At 61.5% G+C, this 24,327-nt stretch carries 23 protein-coding genes; 16 read left to right on the top strand and 7 right to left on the bottom strand.

Annotated features, from left to right (window positions below; genetic code table 11):
• Positions 1-7: 7 nt before the first annotated feature.
• Positions 8-232 carry a DUF4170 domain-containing protein gene (locus ASTEX_RS17475; protein WP_013480963.1) on the top strand — a complete coding sequence of 75 codons (225 nt, stop codon included), beginning with the start codon at positions 8-10 and terminating at the stop codon, positions 230-232.
• 44 nt (positions 233-276) lie between these two features.
• Here the strand turns inward: ASTEX_RS17475 and ASTEX_RS17470 are convergent, their stop codons facing one another.
• Together ASTEX_RS17470 and ASTEX_RS17465 are read right to left on the bottom strand one after the other, a co-directional pair.
• Positions 277-591, bottom strand: a complete 315-nt coding sequence (locus ASTEX_RS17470) for a hypothetical protein (RefSeq protein WP_144004760.1) — start codon at positions 589-591, stop codon at positions 277-279.
• Between the two features lie 69 nt (positions 592-660).
• On the bottom strand, positions 661-1,380 hold the full coding sequence (locus ASTEX_RS17465; RefSeq protein ID WP_013480961.1) for a fused DSP-PTPase phosphatase/NAD kinase-like protein: 720 nt from the start codon (positions 1,378-1,380) through the stop codon (positions 661-663).
• Positions 1,381-1,703: 323 nt separating this feature from the next.
• Here ASTEX_RS17465 and ASTEX_RS17460 point away from each other — a divergent pair, with 323 nt between their 5' ends.
• From ASTEX_RS17460 to ASTEX_RS17440, 5 genes are all read left to right on the top strand, one after another.
• Positions 1,704-3,554: an ABC transporter ATP-binding protein gene (locus tag ASTEX_RS17460; RefSeq protein WP_013480960.1), complete on the top strand. Its 1,851-nt coding sequence runs from the start codon at positions 1,704-1,706 to the stop codon at positions 3,552-3,554.
• Positions 3,551-4,261 carry a lysophospholipid acyltransferase family protein gene (locus ASTEX_RS17455; RefSeq protein ID WP_013480959.1) on the top strand — a complete coding sequence of 237 codons (711 nt, stop codon included), beginning with the start codon at positions 3,551-3,553 and terminating at the stop codon, positions 4,259-4,261. Before ASTEX_RS17460 ends, ASTEX_RS17455 begins: the two co-directional genes overlap by 4 nt.
• Positions 4,258-5,595 carry a 3-deoxy-D-manno-octulosonic acid transferase gene (locus tag ASTEX_RS17450; RefSeq protein ID WP_013480958.1) on the top strand — a complete coding sequence of 446 codons (1,338 nt, stop codon included), beginning with the start codon at positions 4,258-4,260 and terminating at the stop codon, positions 5,593-5,595. Before ASTEX_RS17455 ends, ASTEX_RS17450 begins: the two co-directional genes overlap by 4 nt.
• Positions 5,585-6,628 carry a tetraacyldisaccharide 4'-kinase gene (lpxK, locus tag ASTEX_RS17445; protein WP_013480957.1) on the top strand — a complete coding sequence of 348 codons (1,044 nt, stop codon included), beginning with the start codon at positions 5,585-5,587 and terminating at the stop codon, positions 6,626-6,628. Before ASTEX_RS17450 ends, lpxK begins: the two co-directional genes overlap by 11 nt.
• A gap of 89 nt (positions 6,629-6,717) precedes the next feature.
• Positions 6,718-8,742 (top strand): TonB-dependent receptor plug domain-containing protein, encoded by a 2,025-nt coding sequence (locus ASTEX_RS17440; RefSeq protein ID WP_013480956.1) that lies wholly within the window; start codon positions 6,718-6,720, stop codon positions 8,740-8,742.
• Positions 8,743-8,782: 40 nt separating this feature from the next.
• Here ASTEX_RS17440 and purD read toward each other — a convergent pair whose 3' ends face one another.
• Positions 8,783-10,048 carry a phosphoribosylamine--glycine ligase gene (purD, locus tag ASTEX_RS17435; protein WP_041659698.1) on the bottom strand — a complete coding sequence of 422 codons (1,266 nt, stop codon included), beginning with the start codon at positions 10,046-10,048 and terminating at the stop codon, positions 8,783-8,785.
• A gap of 108 nt (positions 10,049-10,156) precedes the next feature.
• On the opposite strand from purD, the gene ASTEX_RS17430 reads away from it, so the two are divergent.
• Both ASTEX_RS17430 and ASTEX_RS17425 read left to right on the top strand, forming a co-directional pair.
• Entirely contained in the window at positions 10,157-10,510 is a 354-nt protein-coding gene (locus ASTEX_RS17430) for a DUF2200 domain-containing protein (protein WP_013480954.1), read from the top strand.
• Positions 10,511-10,584: 74 nt separating this feature from the next.
• Positions 10,585-11,931 (top strand): glycoside hydrolase family 27 protein, encoded by a 1,347-nt coding sequence (locus ASTEX_RS17425; RefSeq protein WP_013480953.1) that lies wholly within the window; start codon positions 10,585-10,587, stop codon positions 11,929-11,931.
• Here ASTEX_RS17425 and ASTEX_RS17420 read toward each other — a convergent pair.
• Positions 11,918-12,838 carry a PAS domain-containing protein gene (locus tag ASTEX_RS17420; RefSeq protein WP_013480952.1) on the bottom strand — a complete coding sequence of 307 codons (921 nt, stop codon included), beginning with the start codon at positions 12,836-12,838 and terminating at the stop codon, positions 11,918-11,920. The two genes, ASTEX_RS17425 and ASTEX_RS17420, sit on opposite strands and share 14 nt — an antisense overlap.
• Positions 12,839-12,963: 125 nt before the next feature.
• Between ASTEX_RS17420 and xseA the strand changes: the two genes are divergently transcribed.
• Positions 12,964-14,607 (top strand): exodeoxyribonuclease VII large subunit, encoded by a 1,644-nt coding sequence (xseA, locus tag ASTEX_RS17415; RefSeq protein WP_013480951.1) that lies wholly within the window; start codon positions 12,964-12,966, stop codon positions 14,605-14,607.
• A 10-nt stretch (positions 14,608-14,617) separates the two neighbouring features.
• Here xseA and ASTEX_RS17410 read toward each other — a convergent pair whose 3' ends face one another.
• Positions 14,618-15,721, bottom strand: coding sequence for an alpha/beta hydrolase (locus ASTEX_RS17410; protein WP_013480950.1), 1,104 nt, complete (start codon positions 15,719-15,721; stop codon positions 14,618-14,620).
• Positions 15,722-15,847: 126 nt separating this feature from the next.
• On the opposite strand from ASTEX_RS17410, the gene ASTEX_RS17405 reads away from it, so the two are divergent.
• From ASTEX_RS17405 to ASTEX_RS17375, 7 genes are all read left to right on the top strand, one after another.
• A complete protein-coding gene (locus ASTEX_RS17405) occupies positions 15,848-16,066 on the top strand; it encodes a DUF2093 domain-containing protein (RefSeq protein WP_013480949.1) in 219 nt (72 codons plus the stop codon).
• Positions 16,042-16,938 carry a M23 family metallopeptidase gene (locus ASTEX_RS17400; protein WP_013480948.1) on the top strand — a complete coding sequence of 299 codons (897 nt, stop codon included), beginning with the start codon at positions 16,042-16,044 and terminating at the stop codon, positions 16,936-16,938. Before ASTEX_RS17405 ends, ASTEX_RS17400 begins: the two co-directional genes overlap by 25 nt.
• A gap of 234 nt (positions 16,939-17,172) precedes the next feature.
• Positions 17,173-17,670, top strand: coding sequence for a response regulator (locus tag ASTEX_RS17395; RefSeq protein ID WP_013480947.1), 498 nt, complete (start codon positions 17,173-17,175; stop codon positions 17,668-17,670).
• Between the two features lie 120 nt (positions 17,671-17,790).
• Complete coding sequence (gene tipF, locus ASTEX_RS17390; protein WP_013480946.1) at positions 17,791-19,068, top strand: flagella assembly cyclic-di-GMP phosphodiesterase TipF; 1,278 nt, start codon at positions 17,791-17,793, stop codon at positions 19,066-19,068.
• A 1,093-nt stretch (positions 19,069-20,161) separates the two neighbouring features.
• The gene (locus ASTEX_RS17385) at positions 20,162-21,229 is read left to right on the top strand and encodes a DUF5694 domain-containing protein (protein ID WP_013480945.1); all 1,068 of its coding nucleotides are present in this window, start codon (positions 20,162-20,164) and stop codon (positions 21,227-21,229) included.
• Between the two features lie 101 nt (positions 21,230-21,330).
• Positions 21,331-22,203, top strand: coding sequence for a TIGR01459 family HAD-type hydrolase (locus ASTEX_RS17380; RefSeq protein ID WP_013480944.1), 873 nt, complete (start codon positions 21,331-21,333; stop codon positions 22,201-22,203).
• Between the two features lie 90 nt (positions 22,204-22,293).
• The gene (locus ASTEX_RS17375) at positions 22,294-22,716 is read left to right on the top strand and encodes a response regulator (protein ID WP_013480943.1); all 423 of its coding nucleotides are present in this window, start codon (positions 22,294-22,296) and stop codon (positions 22,714-22,716) included.
• A gap of 2 nt (positions 22,717-22,718) precedes the next feature.
• Here ASTEX_RS17375 and ASTEX_RS17370 read toward each other — a convergent pair whose 3' ends face one another.
• Positions 22,719-23,135 (bottom strand): hypothetical protein, encoded by a 417-nt coding sequence (locus tag ASTEX_RS17370; RefSeq protein ID WP_013480942.1) that lies wholly within the window; start codon positions 23,133-23,135, stop codon positions 22,719-22,721.
• A gap of 174 nt (positions 23,136-23,309) precedes the next feature.
• Positions 23,310-24,275 carry a protein phosphatase CheZ gene (locus tag ASTEX_RS19545; RefSeq protein ID WP_013480941.1) on the bottom strand — a complete coding sequence of 322 codons (966 nt, stop codon included), beginning with the start codon at positions 24,273-24,275 and terminating at the stop codon, positions 23,310-23,312.
• Positions 24,276-24,327 lie beyond the last annotated feature (52 nt).

Genomic DNA, 24,327 nt, shown 5'->3' with positions numbered 1-24,327 from the left:
TTTGACCATGAGCGACAAACAACTGCTTCACATCGTCATCGGCGGCGAACTGCAAGCACCCGGCAGCACCGACTTCAAGGACCTCAAGGCGGTCGAATTTGTTGGCGCCTACGCCAGCTACGAAGAAGCCAAGACCGCCTGGCGTGCCAAGGCGCAATCGACGGTCGATAACGCCCTGATGCGCTATTTCGTCATCCACGCGCACCGTCTGCTGAACCCGGCAAACGACTAATTCTTCACCTCCACATCGAAAGCGATGTGGAGGTGGTTTTGACCTCAGTTCTTTGTCGGCGTCACCGCCGTGCCGCGCGGCAGCGGGTCTGGACGTGAGCTATTGTCCTTCCACATCAGCGTGTTGAGACAGTCCGCGTCGCCCAGCACCAGCAACGCCGATTGCTGGCACTTGGCCTGCGCCTCCGTGACGCAATAACCCTTGCCGTTGGCGTCCTTAGTAAAGACCAGGTCGCGCGCCTTGCACGCCTTTGGCGACGGCAGGGTAGCCTGCGCGCTGCCTGCCACGGGTTCGGGCGTAGACGCGCAGCCCGTCAGGGTCAAAGCCGTCAACGTGATAGCGATGAATTTCAGCGACATGGCCATACCCCGTTTCGATCAGCCTAAGCCGAAAACGTGCGCGAAAAAGGGCGAAGGCGCAACCGCCACCTACTCCCGGCGGAAAATCTTTTCGGTCAGAAGCGTGCCCCACCACGCCGATTTGAAGTCTGACTTGATCTTCACCGGATCATACAGGTCCGACTGCGTCCATTCAACAAAGGACATACCGCGCGGTTCACCCTCAGCAAAATAGCAGTCGAAAATATAGTCGAGCACGCCCGTCTTGCCCGCCTTCATATGCAGGGTGCGCAGGCCCAGTTCCTGAACCGCCTCCCGCAGGGGGTGTTTGAGGTGCAGGTGACGGTACAGGACGCTCATGATCCCCGCGCGATCCGCCCCGGATTTACAGTGCATCAGGGCCGGATACTGGATGCTATCGAACAGCTTTTCGGCCTCAAGGATGGCTTCGGCGGAGGGCACATCGCGTGAAGTGACAATGAAATCGACCAGATTGAGACCCAAGGTCTGACAGGCATGGCGTTCCAGCGCGAAAAACGCCCCCTGCCCGCCGCGCAGATTGATAACCGTGCGGATGCGGTCGTGCTTTTTGAACCAGGCGAGCTGAAACGGCCACGGCTGGTTGGTGCGCACCATCTTGTCGTCGATCCAGTGCGCATTGGTGAAGCCTAACCGAAGATAGGCGTGGTCGTTCCACAGAAAGGCCAGATAGGTCTTGAACAGCCCCCATTGCGTTGAGGTGTCGAAAACCTTGGGCGTTTTACGTTTCTTGAACAGCTTCACGGGGTACCAGACTGAAAAGAAAGCCATTTCCTATACGCCACCCGCGAGCCGCGGGAGGTGGCACGCCGAAGGCGTGACGGAGGGGGCGTGTCCCTTATCCGCCTGCCGCGCAGGCTGAAACAGAGGCTTACCCCCACCACCGCATCTCACCGGCCTGTGGCCGTTTCGTGCGGTCCCCCTCCCCGGCACGCCGGGGAGGTATAAGACAGGACAGGTCCGCTTCCTTAGTACAGAAGACGACGGGTTGAGCGCGCCATATACAGATTTCCACGCCGGAAGACAAACTATTGGCTTTGCCCGTCAGGGGCATATCCCTATATAGTTTGAGGTTCAGAGAGTTACACGTTTTCATGACCCCCATTGCCGCCGATACCCCTGCCCTGCCGGAGACCGGCTCGCGCGCCGTCATGGCGCGGGTGTGGCGTGATTATCTGCAAAAATACAAAGGCTTTCTGGGACTGGCGCTAGCGTGCGCCGTCATGGTCGCTGTTTCCACCTCGTTTGTCATCTGGTGCCTGAAGCCCGGCATCGAACTGTTGTTCGGCGAAAGCGATTCGGCAGCGGCGTCCGAAGTCCCGGCCTTTGTCGCCGCCCAGCCGCTGATCTGGGTGCCGGCGGTGATGATCGGGGCGACGCTGGTGCGGCTGGTGTCGCAACTGGGCTTAGCCACCTCGGTCAACCGCGTCGGGCATCAGCTTGTGGGGCGCATTCAGTCGCAACTGTTCGGCAATATGGTCCATGCTGACCTCGGCCACCTCAACAAAGCGCATTCGGGCAGCTATCTGTCCTCGGTGCTGTTTGACGCCGGGCTGATGCGCGAAGCCACCACCAATGGTGTCGTCAACTATGTGCAGCACGGCGGAATTGTCATCGGCTCACTGACCTATATGGCCTTTATCGACTGGCGCATGACGCTGGGTGTGCTGATCGCCGGGCCGGTCATTGCGGCCGTGCTGGGGCAGTATAACCGCCGCACAAAAAAAGCCGCACAAGGCGCGATGGACGAGACCTCTTCGCTGTCCACCGCCATCATGGAAAGCCTCGACGGCGTCAAGATCGTCAAGATCAATAATCGCGAAGCCTATGAGCAGGGCCGCGTCGATGCCGTTATTGCGCGGCGTCAGAAGCACATCATCAAGGGTGCCAATGCCCGTGCGGCCGCCGCCCCGGTGACCGAGGCCCTGACCACCATCGTGCTGGCGCTCGTCGTCGTCTATGCCGGCTGGCGCGCTCAGTCGGGGGCCATGACGCTGGGCGGCTTTACCGCCTATATCTCCTATCTGGGCGCGGCGGGACAGTCCCTGCGGCAACTGGCCAATCTGCAAACCGTGATGGCCGAAGGTTTTACGGCCGCCAGGCGGCTGTTTGCCGCGCTGGACGTCGCGCCGGAAATTGCCGATGCCCCGGACGCGCAGGCACTGAAACCCTTTGACCGCGTGACCTTTGACACTGTCACCTTTGCCTATGGCGACACGCCAGTGCTGGAGGGGGTGAGCTTTGAGGCCCGCGCGGGTCAGTCCGTGGCGCTGGTCGGGCCGTCGGGATCGGGCAAATCGACCCTGCTCAACCTTATTCCGCGCTTCTACGACTATACGAGCGGCGAAATCCGTTTCGGCGACACGCCACAGCGCGCCGTGACGCTCAAATCCCTGCGCGACCATATCGCTCTGGTGTCGCAAGACCCGTTTCTGTTTGACGACACCATCCGCGCCAATATCGCCTATGGCCGCCCTGACGCCACCGAGGCCGAGATCGTGCAGGCGGCGCGCGACGCCGCGGCGCTGGAATTTATCGACGACCTGCCCGATGGCCTCGACACCCGCGTCGGTGAAGCCGGCTCGCGCCTGTCCGGCGGACAGAAACAGCGCATCGCCATTGCGCGCGCCTTCCTGAAAGACGCGCCGCTGCTGCTGCTCGATGAAGCGACCTCCGCACTCGACACCCAGTCCGAGGTCAAGGTGCAGCAGGCGCTGGAACGGCTGATGGCCGGGCGCACCTCTCTGATGATCGCGCACCGCCTTTCGACCGTGCGCCACGCCGACCTGATCCTCGTCCTGCGCGACGGGCGCATCACTGAGCGCGGCACGCACGACGACCTGCTGACGCGCGGCGGCCTCTATGCCGAGCTTTACCGCACGCAGTTCGAGCGGGTGCCAGAGACGGGTGAAGCGCAGACGGTTGACGCAGAGGTGGGCGGATGAAGTCCCTGCTCGAATCCGAAGGCTTTCAGGCCTTTATGGCGCGGCTGATCGTCGGCTATCTCAAATTCTGCTACCGCACGACGCGCTGGACCCACGAAGGCCGTGAGGCCGCCGAAGCCGTGTGGGCTCTGGGCGGCCCGGCCCTGTTGCTGCTGTGGCATCAGCGCGTGCACTATGCCCCCGCATGTTGGCCGCTCGACCGTGCGCAGAAGATCGCCATACTGGTGTCTTTGTCGAAAAGCGGTGATTTTTCAGTCCGTACCAACACACTCTTCGGCTATCACATTATCCGCGGTTCAGCCGCTAAGAAGAGCGACCCCACCAAGCAAAAGGGCGGCGCGCAGGCCTTCCGCGACATGCTGCGCTGGATTCGCGCCGGTAATGCCGTGGCCCTGACGCCCGATGGCCCACGCGGCCCGGCCCGCGACATGACCGAAGGCTCGCTGAAACTGTCACAGATGTCCGGCGCACCCATCATCCTGATCGGGCAGTCGTCATCGCGCTACCTATCGCTCAATAGCTGGGACCGTCAGCGCATCCCCCTGCCCTTCGCCGTGGGGGCCATGCTGTGGGAGGTGCACCCGCCCATCGCACCCGATGCCGACGAAGCCCAGCTTGAGGCGCGCCGTATCGAGCTGGGCGAACGCCTGAGCGCACTCACTGACCGCGCCGACGCCCTGACCGGTGCCTCTTCGAGGGCCGCATGACCCTGATGCTCCGCCTTTACGCCGCCGCCATGCAGGCCTTTCACGCCATCGCGCCCAACCTGTTGTGGCACCGCGCTGCGCGCAACAAGGAAGACCCGGCGCGCCTCAATGAGCGGCTGGGTATTGCCGGAAAGCCGCGCCCGGACGGGCCGATGATCTGGCTGCACGGGGTCAGCGTCGGTGAAAGCCTGTCGGCCCTGCCGGTCATTAATCAACTCTTGAACGACTACCCCGACCTGCACATTCTCATCACCACCGCCACCACCACATCGGCGGAAATCCTGTCGCAGCGCCTGCCGGAACGCGCCGTGCATCAGTACGCGCCGCTCGATACGCCGCAAGCGGTGACGAAGTTCCTCGACCACTGGCACCCCGATCTGGCCGTTTTTATCGAAAGCGACCTGTGGCCCAACCAGCTGAAAGGCCTCGATCAGCGCGGCATCACCCGCCTGCTGATCAGCGCGCGTATCACCGCCAAAACGCATCAGGGCTGGCAAAACATCCGCCGTTCGATGCAGAGCCTGCTGAAGGGCTTTGCCCTCATCCTGCCGCAAGACAGCGGCTCTGATCAACGGTTGAGGGACATGGTTGGGACCGAGGCGGAGCAGATGGGGCCGCTGGCCAATCTGAAGACCATCGGCGCGCCCCTGCCCGATGACGCCCAAAAACGTGAGACGCTGGAGGCCCTGTTTGCCGGGCGCACCGTTATACTGGCCGCCAGCACCCACCTGACCGAAGAGGCCTATATCGCCACGGCGCTGGACGACATTCTGCGCCAGACGGGGGCGCTGTTGGTCATCGTACCGCGCCACCCGGTGCGCGCCGAAGCTATCCGCCTTGATCTGGAGGCGCTCGGTTTTCGAGTGACCCAAAGATCAAAATTGGGATCAAAACTGGACAGCCCGTCCGCAGAGACGCATATTTATCTGGCCGACACGCTCGGCGAACTGGGCGTGTTTTTCCGGCTGGCGGACATGGTCATCATGGCAGGGAGTTTTTCCGAAAAGATCGGCGGCCACAATCCGCTGGAGGCCGCGCGGCTGGGTAAGGCCGTGATCACCGGCCCGGACCTCTATAACTGGGACGCCGTCTATCAGCAGATGTTCGACGCCGGTGCCGCCTTCCGCGTCAGCGGGCGGCAGGAACTGGGCTTTCTGGCGCAGGGGCTGATCGACAATCCGGCGGCCCTGCTTGACGCGCACCGCATCGCTCAGGCGCTGGCGCAGCGTGAGGCCGGGACGCTCGATACTGTTATGGCGCACCTCAAACCCTTCCTGCCCGGTAACGCCCCCTCCCCGGACGACGAAAGCCATGAGGCGGCGGATGCCGCTTAAAGCCCGCCGACTAAAGACCCCCGACTGGTGGTACAAGCGCGAGGCGAAGGGCGCGCCGCTCACCCGCTACGCTTTGGCGCCACTGGCGTGGATCTGGGAGGCGGTGACGATCACGCGCTTCCTGACCGCCAAGCCCTATCGCTCGCCCGTCTGCGTCATCTCGGTCGGCAATGCGACGCTGGGCGGGTCAGGCAAGACGCCGATTGAGCGCGAACTGCTGCGCCGCTTGAAAAAGCTGGGTCATAGGGCCAGCGGCCTGTCGCGTGGCTATGGCGGGTCGCTGAGCGGCCCTGTCAGGGTCGATCCCACCCTCCACAGCGCCGCCGAGGTGGGCGACGAAGCCCTGATGCTGGCGCGCGACTATGACATGGTGATTGCGCGCGACCGCGCCGAAGGCCTGCGCCTGATCGAAGGCGAAGGTTTTGAGATCGCCATTGCCGACGACGCGCATCAGAATGTGAAGATCGCCAAGGATATTCACCTGCTGGTCGTTGATGGCGATACTACGAATGACGGCTGGCCGTTTGGTGACGGGTCTGTGTTCCCAATGGGGCCGATGCGGGAACCTCTAGCCATCGCCCTCAAACGCGCCGACATCGTGGTCCTGTGGTTGCCTCACGAGAAATCCGTCGTCGATCAGAAGCTCTTACGCCTATTCGGCGACCTGCCAGTCTTTGTGGCGCGCCTGATCCCGATGCCTGTGGGCGAACCGGGTAAGGTGGTGGGCTTTGCGGGAATCGCCAAGCCGTGGAAGTTCCGCGCGACCCTGGAAGGGCTGGGCTATGCGGTGGCCGATTTTCACGCCTATGCCGACCACGAACCGCTGAGCGAGGCCGATCTGACGGCGCTGGAAAGGCAGGCGCAGACCCGCGGGGCGAGCCTGATCACCACGGAAAAGGATTGGATAAAGCTCAGCCCGGCGTGGCGCGAAAAGATCGCCTTCCTGCCGATCACGGCGCGCTTTGACGATCAGGCGGGGTTCATGGGGGCGCTGACGGCGCTGATGCCAGGGACGCAGATCAGCCAAAATTAATGACAAATCGTTCACTTGGGCCGCACGCCGCTCTGTGAGAAAGAGGTTTCAAAGGTGAGATAGTTCGCCCTCTTTCCGACAGGATGTTCATGCCCTTTCCCAAGGCCCTGATGTGCGCCACCGCCCTGCTGTGCGGCCTGCCAGTCATTGCACAGGCTGAGACCGCTGATGCTCCCGCCTCACGTCAGGTTATCCCCTATGGTCAGGCCTTTTTCAGTGCCTTTCAGGTGCAGTCGGCACTGGACATGGTCAATCGCGTGCCGGGCTTTACGCTGAAAAACGTGGATCAGGTGCGCGGCTTCGCGGCAGCGGCGGGCAATGTGCTGATCGACGGTCAGCGCCCGACCAGCAAGAGCGACAACCTAACCGACACCCTCAACCGCATCCCAGCTGGCACAGTGGAACGCATCGACCTGATCATCGGTGGGGCCGAAGGGATCGACATGCAGGGTCAGACTCAGGTGGTCAATATCATCCGCAAGGCGTCGGCAAAGCCGACCCTGACCGTCATCGCCAATGCCCGTTTCCTGAGCAATGGCTGGGTCAAGCCGACGGGCCGCATCACCTATAGTCGCAATGCCGGGGACAAGACGCTGGAATTGTCGGCCACCGTTTTTTCCAATTTCGACGATGAAGCCAGCAATGGCGACAAGGCCATCTACCCTACCGACGGCAGCGCGGTACGCCGCACCAAAATCCTCAGCGAGGCCGGCGGCAAGGGGATTGAGTTGAACGGCATCGCCTCGCATCCCCTGTGGGGCGGCAAGCTGACCGTCAATGGCAAGTGGGTACCTAACACATACATAGGCAATTACCGCTACATCACCGACACGACCGCCGTCGAAAACCTCGATTACAAGGAGGATATGCACGAAGCCGGCTTCCAGTATAACCGGCCTGTGGGCAAATCTTTCACACTGAAACTCAACGGCTTATCGAAATATTCGCACGAAGAGGTCGATGACCTCTATATTAATCCATCGGAGGAGACGCGCTTCCTCGACGACTCGGTGGAGAAAGAAAACATCATCTCCGGGCAACTGATCTGGACGCGCAGCGAGCGGCTGACCTATGAGGTCGGGCTGGAAAAGGCCTATAATTCGCGCGACAGCAACACCGGGCTGACGGTCAATGATACGGTGGTCGATCTGCCCGCCTCTCGCGTCAAGGTCGAGGAAGACCGCACCGAAGCCTCATTTCTGGCCACCTGGCGCGCCACTCCGGCGCTCAGCGTTGAAACGGGTCTGAAATACGAATGGTCCACCCTGTCGCAAACCAGCGAACGCCCGGACGAAAAGCGCTTTGGCTATGCCAAGCCCAAGGTGCAGGTGACGTGGTCGCCCAATGGGCCATGGCAATATCTACTGCGCATTGAGCGCGTGCTGGGTCAGCTCGATTTCGACGATTTCGTCTCTTCGATCGACCTGATGGACTCCACCGTCAATGCCGGCAATGTCAGCCTTGAGCCCGACAAGCGATGGGAGACGGAGCTGAACGCCAGCTACCGCTTCTGGGACAAGGGCGCGCTGGTGCTGAAATTCATCCATAAGGACGTGTCGGACGTCATCGACCGCGTGCCTATTGTCGCCGCCGACGGCAGCGTGTTTGACGCCAAAGGGAATATTGGCGACGGAACGGCCGAAGAGATCGGGGCCACCTTCACCCTGCCGATGGACCGCCTGCGCATCCCCGGCGGCATGCTGAAATTCAACGGCAGCGTCTTCCTCTCGGAAGTGACCGATCCGGTGACGAAGGAAAAGCGCCGCCTATCGCGCCAGACCGAAACCGACTGGCTGCTGGAGTTTTCGCAGGACCTGCCGGTGCGTCGCACTCAATGGGGCTTTTCGGTTTGGAACGGCTATGACGAAAAGGTCTATCGCGCCTCGGAAATCTCTTATGCGCGCGGGAGCGCGAAGCTGAACCTGTTTGCCGAATATAAGCTGAACCCGAAGACCTTGTGGCGCCTTGAACTGAACAACCTGCCGGGCCGCGTGCACGACTATGACCGCGTGCGCTATGACGGCGACCGCGCCACGGGCACGGTGCGGGCGCTGGAGCTGACACGCAACCGCTCAAAGCCGTGGCTGTTTATCCGCGTGCGTATGGAGTTGTAGGCCCTGATCGCCGACGCACGCATCGGCCAAAGACCGCTGTTCAGAGTGCGCGCCAGCCGATGTCGGAGCGATAGAACCCCATCGGCCAGTCGATTTTGGCAATCGCGTCATAGGCAGCGTCACGCGCTTCCTGAATCGTCGCCCCGCGCGCGCAGATATTGAGCACGCGCCCACCGGCGGCCGCCAGACGCCCGTCGTCCAGCCGCTTGGTCCCGGCATGGAAAACGCTGACGTTCGGGCCAAAATCTTGCTCAGACCCGCGAATGATCGAGCCGCCGAGGGGGCTGTCCGGATAGCCATTGGCGGCATAGACGACGCAAACGGCGGCATCTTCGTACCATTCCGGCGCTGGCATGTCCTTCAGTCGGCCCGTGGCGGCGGCCAGCAGATAGGGCACCAGATCGCTCTTAAGGCGCAGCATCAGCACCTGACACTCAGGGTCGCCGAAGCGGGCATTATATTCGACCAGACGCGGGCGGTCATTTTCGATCATCAGACCCGCATAGAGGACGCCTGTATAGGCGTTCCCCTCGGCCTTCATGCCCGCCATAGTGGGGGCCAGAATCTCACGCTCGGTGATGTCCAGAATATCCTGTGTCACTACCGGCGCGGGGCTGTAGGTGCCCATGCCGCCCGTATTGGGCCCGGCATCGCCGTCAAAGGCGCGCTTATGGTCCTGCGCATAGCCGAACAGGAGCGCCGTTTCGCCATCGGCAATGGCGAAGACCGAGGCCTCTTCGCCCGCCATAAACTCTTCGATGACCACGGTTTGCGACGCCGCACCGTAACGCCCGCCGAACATGGCCTCAAGCTCGGCATAGGCGTCGGGTAGGTCGGGCGAAATGGCCACGCCCTTGCCGGCCGCCAGACCGTCGGCCTTGATGATGTAGGGCGCACTCTGGGTTTTCAGATAGGCCTTGGCGGCATCAAGGTCAGTGAAGGTCTCATAGGCTGCGGTGGGGATAGTGTGGCGCTGGCAGAAGTCCTTGGTGAAGGCCTTCGACGATTCGAGTTGCGCGGCCTTTTGCGTCGGGCCAAAACAGGGAATGCCGACGCCTTTCAGGGCATCGGCAATGCCCTCGGCCAGCGCCGCCTCCGGACCCACCACGACCAGATCGGCCTGCATTTCAACCGCCAGCGCCGTCAGGCCGGCCACATCGGTGACCTTGAGGTCGTGCACCTCGCCCAGCGCCGCCATGCCGGGATTGCCCGGCGCAATGGCCAGACGCGCCACGCGCGGCGATTGCCGGATTTTCCACGCAAGGGCGTGTTCACGGCCGCCCGAACCGATCAGCAGGATATTCATGGGGGTGACTTCCGACAGGACGGCCCCCGGGTCAAGCGGAAAATCAGCGTTTGCGATCAAGCTTTACTCGGTGCAGGATCGGTGCAGGCCTTAGAAGCGGAAACCCACATGACCCCGCATCGTATCTATGCAATGAGTGTCGCCAGCGTCTATGGACATTACGTGACGAAGGCGCAGAAAAAGGCCCGCACGCAGGCCGAGGTCGATGAGATCATCCGCTGGCTGACCGGCTACGATCAGCACCAGTTGGTGGCACATCTGGAAGCGGAAACCCACTTCGAGGCCTTTTTTGCACAGGCCCCGCTCCTACATGCGTCGCGCAGCCTAATCAAGGGGGTGATCTGTGGCGTGCGAATCGAAGAGATCAAAGACCCGCTGATGCGTGAAATCCGCTATCTGGACAAGCTGGTCGACGAACTGGCCAAGGGCAGGCCCATGGAAAAAATCCTGCGCAACGCCTGAGCCGTCGCATTTTCCCACTGGCATTCTGACCGCATCGCGCTAATAGTCAGACAAATGCAAAAGAGGAATCCGCCATGTCCATGCTGAACCGCCGCGCCCTGTTTGCCGCCCCGGCTCTGATCGGGGCCGCTACCGTCCCCGCCGTCGCGGCCACGCAGCCGAAGTCACCGACACTGCGTGCGCCGAAGCCGCCCATGGGCTGGAATAGCTGGAACAGCTTTGCCACGACGCTCACCGAAGCGCAGGCGTTGGAGACGGCCAAGATCATGGCCGATAAGCTCTTACCCTCAGGCTATGACGTCTTCACCGTGGATATTCAATGGTATGAGCCTAATGCCACCGGCTATGAGTACCGCCACGGAGCGGAGCTGGCCATGGATGGCTATGGCCGCCTGTTTCCTGCGCCGAACCGTTTCCCGTCGGCGGCCGATGGCGCCGGTTTCAAGCCGCTGGCCGACAAGGTGCACGCCATGGGCCTAAAGTTCGGCGTCCACCTGATGCGCGGCATTCCGCGTCTGGCCTATGAGAAGGACCTGCCGATTCTGGGCACTAAATACACGGCGCGCGACGTGGCCAACCCCAACTCCGTCTGCACCTGGAACACCGACATGTACGGCGTCGATATGTCGAAGCCAGGCGCTCAGGCCTATTACAACTCGGTGTTCAGGCTGTTTGCCGACTGGGGTGTGGATTTCGTCAAAATGGACGATATGAGCCGCCCCTATGACATCAATTGGCCTGAAATCGAGGGCGCGCAAGCTGCCATCGCCGCGTCGGGCCGCCCGATCGTGCTCAGCCTGTCGCCCGGCGAGACGGACCTCAAATGGGCGGTCCATGCGCAGAACCATGCCCAGATGTGGCGCATTTCCGACGACTTCTGGGATAGCTGGGACATGCTGAAGGCACAGTTTAAGCGGCTGGCCGACTGGAGCCCCTATCGCCGTCCGGGGGCGTGGCCCGATGCCGACATGCTGCCTCTGGGCCTGCTGGCGCTGGGGCAGCGCAAGACCAAGTTTACGCCGGATGAGCAGCAGACCCTGATGACCCTGTGGTCGATTGCGCGCTCGCCACTGATCATGGGCGGCGATCTGAGGGCGCTGGATGAAGCGACGCTGAAACTCCTTAACAATAAGGAGGTGATCGCCCTCAATCAGGATAGCGTGAACAACCTGCCCGTCTCGAACGACGGCGCGCAGGTGGTGTGGACGGCGGAAACCGCAGACGGAAAAGCGCGCTATCTGGCTATTTTCAATATCAGCGATCACCCGCAGGTGGTTAACCAGCCGCTGAAAGCCATCAATGCACCGCAAAAGGCGCGCGTGCACAATCTGTGGACCGGCGCCGTTTCGACGGCGGACGAAGAGATTTCGCTGGAGCTGCGCGGCCACGCCAGCGCCCTGTACAAGCTCACGCCGCTATAGATTTGCGTCCCGTAACGTCCTGAAGCACGCCGAACAGCGACAGGGGCTGCCCCGCCTCGTCGCATTCGACCGAGCCCTGACTGAAGACCGTGCGGATGTCACCATCGGCACGGATCAGTCGGGCTTCGAAGCTATACCCCTCACCGCGGTAGGCGGCGGCCTTCACGCAGTCGCTGACGCGCTGACGGTCATCGGGGTGATAGCACTCCAGTGCATTGGTCAGGTCGGGGTGAAAGATTTGCGGCGTCAGACCGTGGATGCGGTAGACGCCCTGCGACCATTCCACCGTCTGGTTTTCCAGATCGACGTGCCAGTAGCCGACCCCGGCCACCGCCTCCATCATCTCCAGCTTCTTCTGATTTTCGTTGCATCGACGCACAATGCTCTTCTGCATCTGGGCGTCCTTGCGCAGCGTCATCAGCGACGACACGGTAGCTGCCAACGTGGTCAGACGCGCCCGGTCGCGCGCGCTGAATTCGGCGCGCGGCTCGGTGTCGATGACGCACAGGGACCCCACAAGCACCTCACCGAAGCGGATAGGCGCCCCGGCATAGAAACGGATATGCGCTTCACCCAACACCATCGGATTATTGGCAAACCGAGGGTCCTTCGTGGCATCCAGCACCACCATCACCTCATCGCGACAGATGGTGTAGTCGCAAAAGGCCTGCTCGCGCGGGGTTTCACAAACCGACAGACCGACGCTCGACTTAAACCACTGGCGAATCGCGTCGATCAACGAGATCGCCGCCATTGGCGCATCGAACACATCAGCGGCCAGCCGGGTGACCTGATCAAATTCGGGTTCGGCCTCGCTGTCGAGGATCTCCAGAGTGCGTAAGGCGTTCAGGCGCTGGGCCTCCTGCCGCTGGACCTCGGAAACCGGTGCGTCTGTTTCGGTTATCATCAGGTGCCTTTCTCTTTTTTATCGCTCTAGTTTAGCACAGAATAAAGAAAACAACGTTATTTCCGCGTGTGCAACCGGTCATTTCGTCACGTGACAGTTTTACGCGTCAGAGGTAAACGGGTGACATGTCCGAAGACCTCCTCAGCCCCGTTGATTCGCAGTCTAACAGCCCGCCCTGGTCGGTATCCGAACTGGCTGGAGCGCTGAAACGCACGATTGAGAGCGCCTATGACCATGTGCGGCTGCGTGGCGAAATCTCCAAGGTCACGCGCCATACCTCGGGCCACGTCTATCTGACACTGAAGGACGACCGCGCCGCCATCGACGGCGTCATCTGGAAGGGCAATATCAGCCGCCTGAAAGCGCAACCGCAGGCCGGGCTTGAGGTCATCGTGACCGGTAAGCTGACCACCTTCCCCGCCTCGTCCAAGTATCAGATCGTGATTGAGAGCCTGGAGGCCGCGGGGATCGGGGCCCTGCTGGCGCAGCTTGAGCGCACCAAAGCAAAGCTGCACGGCGAAGGTCTGTTTGCAGCGGAACGCAAAAAGCGCCTGCCTTTTGCGCCGAAAACCATCGGCGTCATTACCTCACCGACCGGGGCGGTGATCCGCGACATCCTGCACCGTATCCGCGATCGTTGGCCCTGCCGCGTCATCGTCTGGCCCGTCATTGTGCAGGGTGACGCCGCCCCAGCGCAGATCATTCAGGCCCTGAATGGTTTTCAATCGGGGGCTGTCCCGCGCCCGGACGTGCTGATTGTAGCGCGCGGCGGCGGTTCGGTCGAAGATCTGTGGGCCTTCAACGACGAAGGGCTGGCGCGCGCCGTCGCCGCGTGCACCCTTCCCGTTATTTCCGCCGTCGGGCATGAAACCGACACTACCCTGATCGACTTTGTGTCGGATCGCCGTGCCCCCACCCCTACGGGGGCGGCGGAAATGGCGACGCCCGTCCTGAGCGAACTGCGCGGCTTTGTGCTCGATCTGGAGCGCCGCCGTCTGGGCAGCTTTGATCAGGCCCTGCGCAACCGGCGTGAGCGCGTGGCCCTGCTGGGGCGTGCCCTGCCCAAGCCACAGGACCTGATCGACGCCGCGCAACAAAGGCTCGACTACGCAGCGCACCGACTGGGTGGCGGATTATTGCGCAATCTCAATGCCCACGACACGGCCTTTGCCCGCACGGCGGCGCGTTTTTCACCCGCCCTGCTGGAGCGCCCACGTCACCTCAAGGCCGAGCGCGTGACGCAACTGTCCGAACGCGCCACGGCGGCCCTGACGCGCGGCGTGGAGCGGCAAAGGGTTGAATTTACACGCCTATCGGCGCGCCTGACCCCGGCCCTGACCCTGCGCCCGCTCGACCTGAAGCGCGAGGCCCTCAACCGCCTGAACCAGCGTTTCGATGCGGCCCTAAACCGTCGCCTCGACGACAGCGCACGCCGCGCCCGGCTGCCTGAGTTAGAGCAACGTCTGGCCGCCGCTTTGGCTCGCCTCTTGAGCCAGAAATCCGAGCGCCTGCACCGGTTGGATCAGTTGCGCCTGAGCCTCGACCCCGACCGGCCGCTGAACCTCGGATTCGCCCGAGTAAGTCGCGCCGATGGCCACCTCGTCACCTCTCCCGAAGGGGTAGGCGTGGGCGAAGCCCTGACCCTGACCTTCAAGGGCGACCGCACGCTGGACGTTGTGGCCAGCGACGGCACCTCAGCCCCCCCGACCAGACCCGCCACCAAGCCCAGACCGACCCCTCTCAAACCCGAACAGGGCAGTCTGTTTTAGGCCTCAAGATTCAGTCCGACGCGGGAAAGACGGCCTTCAGGGCGTCAAGCAGGGCCAGGTTCCACACAAAGAGATCGTGGCCCGCATACATACCTGTGAAATGGCAGGTGAGCCCGGCCACCTGTGCTTTCAGACAGGTTTTTTCAGCCCCGCTGTAAAACTGATCATAGCGCCCGGCACTGATGTAAAGTTTGACATCCTCCCTACCGGAAAAGGTGAAACTGCCGGGGCCGGCACTCATACCGGCAGACGCCCCTTGCGCAAACGCATCCGGATGCCTGAGCGCAAAAGATAAGGACCACGATCCGCCAGCGGAAAAGCCGTAGGTCAGGCGATCCGCCCGCCGCGTACTGACCCGATAACGCGCCTCGACGAGCGGCATGACGTCTTTCAGAACGAAGGCTTCATGATCGGCATAGGCCTGCGGATCGACCTTCGGCGAGGGTAGATATTCGCGGTTACGCTGATCAAACCCGCCGTTGGTGGCGGGGCCTTCGCCGCTCCAGATTCCCACCAGTACGACCGGGCGGATGACACCCTCGTCTATCAGCCGTTCCACGATCCGCGCAAAGTGACCGACCGAGCGGCCATCGGCCATATAGACCACGGGATAGCCTTGCGACGGCGCCGGGCGTTTCGGTCTGTATAGGGTCAGATTCCGCCGGGCTTTTAGATGGGCGCTGTCTATTTCCACCTCTTCGAGGCTTCCACTCAGTTTTGCCACAGCCTCAGGCTCCGCAGGTGCGTCAGGCCCGTGCCAGTAAAGCCGCGTGGTCTTATCGGCGGATGTCTGCAACCCAATGACCGATCGGTTCAGATCCGGAAACGCCAATGTCAGGCCCCATAGCCCCTCCCCTAAGGCTTGCATGTCGGGCTGAACCGTGCAGCACAACCGCACAGCTGGCGTAGCCGCGCGCGCGGCGACCCGCAGAAGGGTTCCATCTACCCAGAAGGTCAGGGAGGCGCTACCCAATCGGCGCGTCGCTTCGGCGGCTGTGAAATCAGGGGGGCTGACGGAATAGCCGAAGGTTTCTGACGGGGCCGACTGGGCCATAACCGAGGGCGAAGCCGCGTTCAGTCCTATCGCCATAATCACCCCGAACACATACCGCATAATACCCCTCCCCACCCCGGCGGTCACAACCTATCCGCAAATCAGCAACACGCGCAATCAGGCTTTTATGACGCGGACACGCTGCAGACGCTTGATCCCCTCACGCTAGCGGCTTATGTTCAAGACATGAATATGCATGCGAAGCCGCCCCTACCCGATGAGGCCATCCTCCATTACGGAGACGGTGAATACGCCGTTATGCGTCCCGGCAAGTTCGTGATCTGCGCCGTGTCGGGCAAGCAGATACCGCTGGAGGCCCTGCGCTACTGGAACCCCCGCACGCAGGAGGCCTATGCCGGGCCGGAAGAGGCCACTGCCCGATGGAAAGCTCTGAACGGACGCTAAAACGCCGGCATATTCTAGGAGGCGGGCTCGCGCTGGGCTTCGCCAGTAGCGTAACGCCCGGTCTTCTGAACGCCGATCCGCGACCCTATGGTTCGGTGTGGACGCGCACTCTGAAAAGCGGTCCCTACAATCTCACGGGCAAGTTTGTGCAGGGCGGCTTTGCCATCGGCCGCGCCGAACCGCGTCAGGAGATCATCCTGGATGGAACGGCACGCGGCCTGACCTCGGCGCACGGCGATTTCATCATCGGCTTCGACCGAGACGCGCCGTCCATGGCACGCCTGTCCATCGGATCGGGCCCGATCATGGATTTCGAAATCCTGCGCACCCCCTATGATACTCAGCGCATCGACGGCCTGCCCTCTGATCAGGTCATCCCCTCAGACCCGGCGCTTCTGGAACGCATTGCCAAAGAGCGCGAGCTCAAAAACACCGGCTTCGCCAGTCGCGAAGACGCCATCTGGTTCACCCATCCATATCAATGGCCCTTGCGCCGGTTCGTCAATTCCGGGCGCTTCGGCAATCAACGCATCCTGAATGGCGAACCGAAAAGCCCGCACTACGGCTTCGACATGGCGGCCCCCGAAGGCACGCCCGTCTACGCTCCCCAAACGGCGCGCGTGGCGCTGGCCGAACCCGACCTGCATTTCGAAGGCGGCTTGATTCTGCTCGACCACGGGCAAGGCCTTATCAGCATGTATCTGCACCTGTCCACCCTGACCGTAAAGGCGGGTGATTTCGTGACGATGGGGCAGATTATCGGTCAGGTGGGGCAGAAAGGCCGCGCGACGGGGCCGCATCTTTGCTGGCGGTTGAAATGGCGCGACCGCGCACTCGACCCGTCGTTGTGGATTGCGTCCAGCGCGCAATAAAAGGGTACATATTACCGTACATAAAATCGTTTATCGTATAATAATATTCTTGATTTTCAACTTACTTGCGACACTTCGCCGCTTTGAGCCCGTCGCCCATAAATCGGATGCTTATTTAGGCTTGATCTCACTGCGCCTTCATCGTAACAGCGCTACTCTTTGTCACAGGTTTGCAAAAACAACGCCGCCTTTACATAACAGCAGGGGCAGAGCGTTATCCGGACTTTGGGGGATATGGCAGATTACGGTGCCCTGAAAATTCTGCTGGTTGAAGACAATCAGCACATGCGTTCCATCGTTCTGGCCATCCTCAAGGGGTCGGGCATCCGGGACGTGCGCGAAGCGCGCGACGGTGCCGAGGCCTTCGACCTGCTGCGGCAGTTCCCAGCCGATATAGCGTTGGTCGATTTTAACATGTACCCCATCGACGGGGTCGAATTCACGCGGATGCTGCGTACGGCCAGCGACTCGATCAATCCCTACCTGCCCGTGGTGATGATCACCGGCCATTCCGAACGCTCACGCGTGGTCGAAGCACGCGACGCCGGGGTCAATGAGTTCGTGGCCAAGCCGCTCACCGCCCGCGCCCTCCTCAGCCGCCTCGACGCCGTGGTCATGCGCCCGCGCCCCTATATTCGCTGCGCAAACTATTTCGGCCCCGACCGTCGTCGCAAGGCCGATCAGCCTTACAATGGCCCCCTGCGCCGCGCCAGTGACGGGCTTCTCGCCTAGTCGCGCCCGGCTCGCTTAACGGGTTGTTCATAAATCTTAACGCGCGCTTGGCTTAGCCCGCAAATCGCCGCATAGTCGCCCCCGGCGCGATTCTGCGCGGCTGTTCGACAGGGACACCCGATGGGAAGACTGACCTCCATATTGCTGATGGGAACCTATCTGTTCCTATCCATGGGCGCGGCTATGGCCCTCTATGCGGGGGGATCGGACACCGGCGCGTGTATCGCGGCGGCACTGGCGACGATGGCCGTGTGTTTCGCCATCCACAACTTCGTCAATCAATACCTGTCTGAACGCCGCCTCTCCAAAGAGATTCATCTGGTACGCGACGCTCACCGACTGATGGTCGAGGCCATTGATGTCACTCAGAAAGACATGGTTGAGCTGGCTGATCAGATGCAGCACCAGCGCGTCGGCCGCACCGATGAGCTGACCACCGAGGTCAAGATGCTGGAAAACCTGGTGCTTAAGTTGGGCGAAAGCATTGAGGAACGCCTGTCTGATTGGAAGACCGGACCGGCGCAGGTCGCACCACCCGCCCCTTTGTCGCGTCAGGAACAGCAGGCCATGGCCCTGATTGAGACCGTGCGTCAAGCGCTGATCGAAAATCGGGTGGACCTCTATCTGCAACCGGTCGTTTCTCTGCCGCAGCGCAAGACCATCTATTACGAAAGCTTCTCGCGCCTGCGCGATGCCACAGGGCGCGTGCTGATGCCCGCCGAATATCTGTCTGTGGCCGAACCCGAAGGTCTGGTACCTTCCATCGACAACCTGCTGTTGTTCCGTTGCGTGCAGATCGTGCGCCGTCTGGCCAAGCAGGACCGCCGCATCGGCATCTTCTGCAACATCTCACTGACCTCGCTACGCGATGAAGTTTTCTTCCCGCAGTTCCTGGAATTTCTCAACGAAAACCGCGATTTGGCCGGCTCGGTGATCTTCGAGCTGGGGCAGGATGCTTATGCGGCGCGCGGCGCCATGGAAGCGCGCCACATGGCGCGGCTGGCCGATATGGGCTTCAAGTTCTCGCTGGACAAGATCACCTCGATCGACCTCGACCTGACCGACCTGCAACGTTCAGACGTGCGCTATGTGAAGATAGGGGCCAATGTGCTGCTCGATCAGCTGATGAATATCGACGGTAAGCCGGCTCTGCGATTCCTCAAAGACATCCACGCCGGCGACTACGCCAACCTGCTGGCGCGCTATGGCATCGACGTCATCGCCGAAAAGGTGGAGAACGAGCGTCAGGTGGTGGACATCCTCGAAATCGAAGTCGCCTACGCGCAAGGCCACTTGTTCGGCGAACCGCGCGCCATCAAGGAGCAGGTGCTGCTGGAAACCGCCCCGCCGGCGGGCTTCATCAAATCGACGCTGCCGCCGCAACGCCGCCGAGCTTAAGGTCGAAGTGATGCTGTTACAGGGCTAGACAAATGCAATGCCGTCCCGCATCGGCTCGCTATTCACTGTCCGATACGCACATGTCCGGCTGAGTTTGAGTTTGCAACCTATCGCAGGATCAAGCGCCGGGACGACATCGCCTACTTTAAAATCAATATGGCGTTTGACTATCATCAGTATGTGGATGGTTGTGGCCATAAATGGCTCTCCGCCTTATATTATCCGGGGCTGCATGGCCCCCTGCAAGGTGGCAGTCACGACCTACCAGACGGATATGAACCTCAATTGTGGGCGCAAAGCCATTATTGGCGCAGCCGCCCCGGAAGCAGCACGGGTTCCGTTCGGTCCGCAGCCCGTCATTTCAGATCCAAACACCGCCTGAACGGGCCTGATGATCTGTATTTCCTGATCTCCTAACGAGGGCGCAATCTGTGGGCCTATGATCGCGATAGCGCTATGGCCTTGCGTAACTTCATTGATTCCGAGATGCGATCCGCGCATCAGGATGGATATTCGCGCTTCCTGCGGCACGTTCCTTCCGTATTCAAACATCACAAAGCCCGCGAACCGCTTGTGAAAGCGCTCGATAAGAAGCTCTATTCAAAGGGAGGGGCGCAGTTTGAAAAGCGATCTTTGGGGTCTTTAACGTCGCTCGGCCCAGTACAATTCTAGTCAGCACGGCCAGATTATCTCGCCCCCCTGCTCTCCCCGGCTACTGGCGGCTTGAGGACGCCACCCGGCGCAGCGAGCTGAACGACTGGCTCAATCACCGCATCCGCCCGCTGCTTACGCAACGCGAGCTGCCGGTCAGAGAAGTGGTGATGCTGCGCTGGCGGCGGCTGGTCGAAGATGGCCGTAAGTAGCGTTCTACCTTCTCACACCTGGATCTGGTCATTGGCCCCCCTGTGCCACGGCCTGACCCTCGTCACCCGCGATACGCAGGACTGTGGAAAAGCCCGCGTACCGGTGTTTAATCCGTGGCTTCGCGACTGAGGCCTTTTTGCAAAGCCCCGCGAAGCCGGAACGTATAAAGTATAGACGCGGGCCGAACCTGTGGTAGGCTGTTACGGGTGACGAACCACAAGGGGACATCATGAAGAATTTCTGGGTACGTGCGGGTCTGGGGGTCGCTTTAGCTTTGTCGCTGGGGGTCCCCGCAACGGCGCAAACCCCAGCCTTTGATCCAACCACCTGGAAGCCTTTGGTCGCCGGGCCGAAGACCCAGGTTTTGGTGCTGGGCAGCATCCACCTTAGCAATCTCGAAAAATTTGATCCGGCCTCGATGAACGCGCTTCTCGACAAGCTGGCGGCCTATAAGCCGACGGTCATCACCATCGAAGCCCTCTCCGGCATGCAATGCGATCAGTTACGCCGCTATCCGACGATTTACCCCGGCGTTGCCGATCAGTATTGCCGCCCCACCGACGCGGCGCAAAAGGCCACGGGCCTTGATGTGCCCACCGCCTGTGCGCAGGCGGAGGCGATGCTGGCATCGTGGCCCGCCAACCCCACCCCTGCGGCGCGTCGCCGTCTGGCGGCGACGCTTCTGGCCGCCAATGAGCGGGCGTCGGCGCTGGTGCAGTGGCTGCGACTACCCGTCGCAGAACGGCGCGTCGGCGACGGCATCGACGCGGCCCTGCTTAAACTGCTGACCGACATTGCCGCGGCCCCTAATGAAAACTATCAGATCGCGGCGGTGCTGGCGGCGCGCAGCGGCCTTGAGCGCGTCTATGCCACCGACGATCACACCTCGGATGCGGTTCAAAGCGAAGATCCGGGCTTCGAAGCGGCCATCACCCGCATCTGGTCGAGCCCGAAGAACCCCACCCCGCCCGCGCCGGCCGCCGACGCCAATGCGGCGACCGGTATGTTGAACCTGTTCCGCTATTACAACAGCCCGCCGATGCAGATGTATGCCATCACATCCGACTTCGGAAAGGCGGCGGCGGACAAGACCCCGGAGTATTGGGGCCGTCAGTATGTCGGCTGGTGGGAGGTGCGTAACCTGCGCATGGTGGCCAATATCCGCGCCGCCTTTGTCAAGACACCGGGAGCGCGTGTGCTGAGCGTCGTTGGCGCGTCGCACAAGCCGTATTTCGACGCCTATCTGAACCAGATGCACGAGGTCGAACTGGTGGACGTGGCCAGCGTTCTGAAATAAGGCGTCGCGCTGGGGCGCCTGCCCTGTCCTTTCAGTGAAAAACCGGATTCCCCTTTCCCGGCGCTTGCTCTATGAAGGCCGCTCTCAACGAAAGGCCCGCCATGATCGCCCCGCACCTGCTGACCCATCTGTCCGACATCGCCGCTGAGTATGACGCGGTTTTTTGCGACATCTGGGGCGTCATCCATAATGGCAGGCGGCATTTTCCCGAAGCCTATGACGCGCTGCGCCGCTTTAAGGCCGAGCGCGGGCCAGTGGTGCTGATTTCCAACTCCCCGCGCCCGCAGGACGGGCTGAAGGCGCAACTGGCCGATCTGGGCGTCTATGAGGACGCTTTTTCGGCCATTGTGTCGTCGGGTGACGCCACGCGCACCTTCCTGAAAGACTATGCTCAGAAAGGGGCGGCCTGGGTCATCGGGCCGGAACGCGACGCGCCACTATATGAGGGCCTGGGCGTCGATCTGAGCGGCACGCCCGACACGGCTGCCTTCATCTCCTGCACCGGCCTGTTCGACGACGAAAACGACACGCTGGAGCAGTACCACCCCGACCTGAAAGCCGCCGCTCAGCGCGGCATTCCGATGATCTGCGCCAACCCCGACCGCATCGTGCAGCGGGGTGATCAGATCATCTACTGCGCCGGGACACTGGCCGACATCTATATGGCCTTTGGCGGCGACGTGATCATGGCGGGCAAACCCTACGCCCCCATCTACGACCTCTGCTATCGGGCCCTGAACGCGGTGGTCGGGCGTGAGGTGGATAAATCGCGCATTCTCGCCATCGGCGACGGCCTGCCCACCGATGTGCTGGGGGCCAATGGTCAGGGGCTCGACCTCGTCTTTATCGCGGCCGGCATCCACGCCCTTGAGGCAACCAACGCCGAGGGCCAACTGGACGCACAATTGCTGGTCAAGGTGCTGGAAAGCGAAAAGGCCTGCGCCCGTTACGTTTCCACCGCTCTGGCGTGGTAAATAACAACGTCAGGTCGCGTTCCCCAGTAATGTTTTGTCAACAGGTCGCATCCAAAATAAGGATGTCATAAACACTCCTGGGGTGGCGCCGTGTCGCGAACCGTCCTGATCATCGAAGACAGCGCCACTCAGGCGCGTATCATCGCCCGCATGTTCGCGCAGCAGGGCTGCGAAGTGGTCACGGCCAGTTCCTTGACCGAGGCCCGCGCGCAGCTCGATGTCGCGCGCTTCTACCTGATACTCGCCGACATTTTTCTGGGCGAAGACAATGTGTTGGACCACATGGCGGAATTGCGTGAGCGCGCCCCCGGCACCCCCATCGGCATCATGTCTGCCGGTCAGCGTAATGACCCGGTGATGATCCGCACCATGCTCAACAAGGCGCGCCGCGAACAGGCCGACTATCTGCTGCCCAAACCGTTCAGCTATGTCGATGTGAAGCAGATTTGCACTTCCATCGACAGCCGCGACCAGACCGACTTGTCGCAGCAACTGGCGGCGCTAAGGGCCTGATATTAATAGACTTCGAGGCGACCGCCCTCGCGGCGGATCGTGCTCAAACGCGCTTTGGATGGCCCCCGGTAAGGGAATATGCGCATTTCGCCGTCCGTTTCAGACACTATCTTTCCAGCGACTATGCCCTCCTCTCCCACGCGCGGCCCACGGTCGCAACTGGAGAGGATATGGTAGCTCAGCAGCAATCGTCTGGGCCTCGCGTGATCGCTCAATACGGACAGCGGTTCGACGGCGATGACGCCCTCCCCGTCCAGCGTCGTATATTCAAGCACTCTGACCTGCGCGATAAAGGTCTCTTTCGGCGCCATCGGTACTTCATCAAACAGGATCGGCGTTTCCGACATAGAACTTCGGCAGGCCAAAGCCGGCGTTGCCAAAAGAGATACCGCACAGAACAATACACTCAGACGCTTCATGCTCTCCCCCTATGACCGTCCTCCGATGCATTGGAAGGCAACGTCTTTGCTTATCCTATCACCCAAATAGCACAGCAAAAACCCCTTCCGGATAGGGACGGAAGGGGTTTTGCGAAGGCCACCATCACGAAGGCCTGCGGGACAGGCCGTTGACCGGCCTTGTCCGTTATGGGATCAGTCGAACAGGGCGTCGATATCGTCCTGCGAATTGGTCTTGTTCAGTTCTTCCGGCGACATGTCGAACAAGGCGTCGATGTCATCCTGAGACTGAGGCTCATTGCTGGCCGCCGGGGTATCGAACAGGGCGTCGATATCGTCCTGAGAGTTGCCTGCCGCCGGGGCGGGCGCAGGCGCTGCCACAGGCGCGGGAGCCGGGGCCGGTGCAGGCGCCGCCTTGGCCACCGGTTCCGGCTTGGGCTCAGGCTTCGGTTCCGGCTTAGGCTCAACTTTAGGCGCTTCGACCTTGGGGGCCTGCACCTTCAGTTCCGGGGCCGCCGCAGGGGCTTCATCGAACATGGCGTCGATGGCTTCCTGACGGGTTTCCGGCCCCCCAATGGCGGGACCGTTGAGCAACAGGTCGCGGGCGCGCTTTTCACGCTCGGACAGCTCGACATCCTTGTCCTCGACACCCAGCGTAGCCGCCAGCTTGCCGACGCGCTCCTCGATCTGCTTGAGGACGTTGACGACCTTCGACACGCGCTGGCCGGTGATGTCCTGGAACGAGCAGGCTTCGAAAATCTTCATCACCTCGTCGTCCACCGCCGCCTTATAGGCCTTGGGGTCCGACACATCCATGCCCATGATCGCTTCGGCGGCGTTCATGATGTTGTGCGTGGCGTTTTCGGTATCGCGGGTGATGGCTTCCAGCTCAGCTCCTGCCGTCGGGATACGCTCCTGCGAAAGATCATGCGGACGCAGTTCGCGGATCTCTTCCTTGGCCTTGGCGATATAGCCGGCGATAACGGCGAATTCTTCGGCACGACGTCTGTCGAGTTGCTGAAAGAACTCACGCATCAGGCTGACAAGGGCCTCGGACTGCTGCATCAAATTGATCAGCTTGGGCTCCATCGCCGCGGCCAGAGCCGCGTCAGCGGGCTCTAGTGCGGGAGATTCAGCCTGTTTGGGTGCAACCTGGCCCATTTTAACCTGCTTGATAGTCGGTCAATTCTTGAATCCAAATGACTTTCAGGAG

This window comes from Asticcacaulis excentricus CB 48, assembly GCF_000175215.2.
In the GTDB taxonomy this organism is placed as follows: Bacteria; Pseudomonadota; Alphaproteobacteria; order Caulobacterales; family Caulobacteraceae; genus Asticcacaulis; species Asticcacaulis excentricus.
This window is presented reverse-complemented; position numbering and strand designations above follow the sequence as displayed.